Genomic DNA, 2,998 nt, shown 5'->3' on the forward strand with positions numbered 1-2,998 from the left:
TTGTGGCTCTCGCTTTAAAACTTCACACCATAAGCTCACCAACGCCTGCTCTAATGCTCCCTCCGGCGCTGCATATTCTGCTTTCGCATGCCCCGTGACACCCGGTAACCTCCCCTTGTCTAATTTACCATTCGCTGTTAATGGCATCTTATCCAAACGCTGCCATTGACTTGGTATCATATACTCCGCCAATCGCTCCTTTAATATCTGCTCTAAGTCCCCAAAGTAAGCACCTTCATCTTCTACTTCCTCTGCTGCCACCACATACCCAACTAGCTCTGCCTCTGCGCCTACTCCATGTACCAGCACTGCCGCTTGCCTTACCTGTGACTGCTCTCGCAACACACTGCTTATCTCTCCCAGCTCTACACGGTATCCTCGCAGCTTCACTTGGTCATCCTTTCTCCCTAAAAACTGCAATGCGCCCGACCCTAGCCGTCGAACCCTATCTCCCGTTCTGTATAACCGCTCCCCCCCTAACCAAGGCACATAAACAAAAGCTGCCGCCGTCTTCTGTTCGTCATTAACATACCCTTTCGCCACACAAGGACCCCCAACATATAACTCCCCAACCCCTGAGCTAACTTGCTGTTGCCCTCCTTCGTCTACAACATATAATCCTGTATTTGCCATCGGATGCCCTATCGGCACTATCTCGCTCGCCCTGAGCCCTTTGTCCAAATTGTGCGTAACATCATACAAACTACAGCCCACTACCGTTTCCGTCGGACCATAATGGTTATATATCTGACTGTGTACAAATGTCTCCTGCAAACGCTCCGCTAGCTCAACCGTCAGAGCTTCCCCTCCTATCACCAACACATGCTCTGCTTCTACCCTATATCCTTCCAATAACAGTAACAACGCTTCGGCATGCATCGGCGTCATACGATATAACTGTGCCTCATCTGTCTCTTTTAAATGCGCTGCACAACTTGGTAATTCTTGCCCCCAAGGAGCCAATCTCACACTGCCTCCTGCCAACAGCGGCAAATATAAACTCGGCACCCCTATGTCAAACGCATGTGATGTCACTACATAGCTACCCGCTAAGTGCGCTCCATAATACTGCTTTAACCCATAGCCACAGTAATCACTCAACCCTCGATGACTTATCTCTACCCCTTTGGGTTTTCCCGTTGACCCTGAGGTATAAATAACATACGCACTCTCTTCTAAGTCATATTCAATCTCTGGGGTATCATCCTCATACTCCGACAAATCCCATGTCTGTTCATCCAACATCAGTACATCTATCCCTGAAATTGGCAATGTGTCTAACAGACTCGCTGATACCAATACTTGCGTCACACCCGCATCTGCAAAAATATCTGCTAAGCGCGCTTTTTGGCTCTGCGGACTCAAGGGGATATAACTCGCGCCCGCTGTCATCACTCCCAGCATCCCTACCAGCAATGAAACATCTCTATCCAATACCAAAGCAACTCGCTCTCCTACCCCTATCTCTTGCTCTTGTAGGTAGTGGGCCAGTTGATTCACTCGCTTATGCAACTGCGCATAGCTCAATGATTGCCGCTTATCTGTTACCGCTATTCGCTGCGGCGTCTTCTGCGCTTGTGCGGCAAACTGCGCCATCACACTGTCCGTTCGACGATGGTCACACGCTACACCTTGGCTCCTTGCTATCAGTGCCTGCTCTGCTTTATCATCATATAACCTCAACGCGCCAATAGCCGTGCTTGGTGCTGCTACAATTGCATCTAACACATGCTCAAAACACCGCGCATACTCCGTTATCGTCGACTCTAAAAACAAGCTCTTCTGGTAACGCCAATGACATACCAGCTCATCTTCCCCTTCTGAGCACGTCAGGTCTAAATCAAAACGGACTTGTTCTTGACCCTGAGCCAATGGGGTTAATGTCGCATCACCCAAGGTTAATGCTTCATCTTCACTGCTTCTATGGTTCTGTAAGACTAATTTAACCTGACATACTGGGTTATAAGCCAAGCTTCGCTCTGGGTTTAACGCTTCAACTAGCAACTCAAATGGCAATGCTTGATGCTGATAATCCGCTAGCGTGTCTGTTTTTACCTGTGTCAGTAAAGTGGTAAATGACTCCGTCAAATCTACTTGAGTACGGCTAACCAATGTATTAATAAAAAAGCCAATCAAAGGGGCCAGCTCACTTTCACTGCGCCCTGCTGTCGGTACGCCTAGTACAATATCCAACTCGCCACTTAAGCGACTTAATAACACCGACAGTGCCCCTTGCAGTACCATAAACAAGGTAACCCCTTGCGCTTGGGCTAACGCTTTTAATCCTGCTAATCCCTTCCCGTTAACCGTGCCACGCACATACCCCGATGTAAAATCTTGCTTCGCTGGCCGAGGCTTATCTAAAGGTAATGCATGTAAACTCGGCACACCCGCTAAACGTGCTTGCCAATACGTTAATAACTGCGCTCGTGTATCTTCTCCCAATTGTGTTTGTTGCCAATGGGCATAATCGCCGTATTGAATCGCCAACGTGGGTACCTGTGCCGGCTCCCCTGTTAACGCTGCTTGATAAAACGCATTGAATTCTTTAATCAACAGCTGCATCGACCAGCCATCTGAGGCTATATGGTGCAACGTAAACAACAACACGTGTCGCTTCGCTGACAATACCAAAATTTTAGCCCGCAGCATCAAATCACTGCTTAAATCAAACGCTGCCAGCGCCATCTCATCGATATGTTGTTGTATCACTTGTGGCTGTACTGTACTTGATGTGAATGTTTCCACCTCTAATGGTACTGGTCGCGATGGCATTACCCGTTGGTAACATGCTCCCTCGATCTCTTCAAAGCAGGTTCTCAGTACCTCATGACGCGCCACTATTTGGTCGATACTACATTGCAAGGCCTCTATCTCTAATGGTCCTTGGCACTCCAGCGCCGCCGCAACATTATAATGCTGGCTACCTTCTAATTTATCTACCAACCACAATCGTTGTTGTGAAAATGACGCTTTAATAGCCCCACTGCGATCTATC

Annotated in this window: 1 protein-coding gene; it reads right to left on the reverse strand. The window is 48.2% G+C overall.

Annotated features, from left to right (window positions below; translation table 11 throughout):
* Positions 1-2,998 (reverse strand): amino acid adenylation domain-containing protein (locus J8M01_RS23595; protein ID WP_211059577.1); only part of this gene is annotated, 2,998 nt, incomplete at both ends.

Source organism: Pseudoalteromonas sp. MMG005 (assembly GCF_018101015.1).
Classification (GTDB): Bacteria; Pseudomonadota; Gammaproteobacteria; order Enterobacterales; family Alteromonadaceae; genus Pseudoalteromonas; species Pseudoalteromonas aurantia.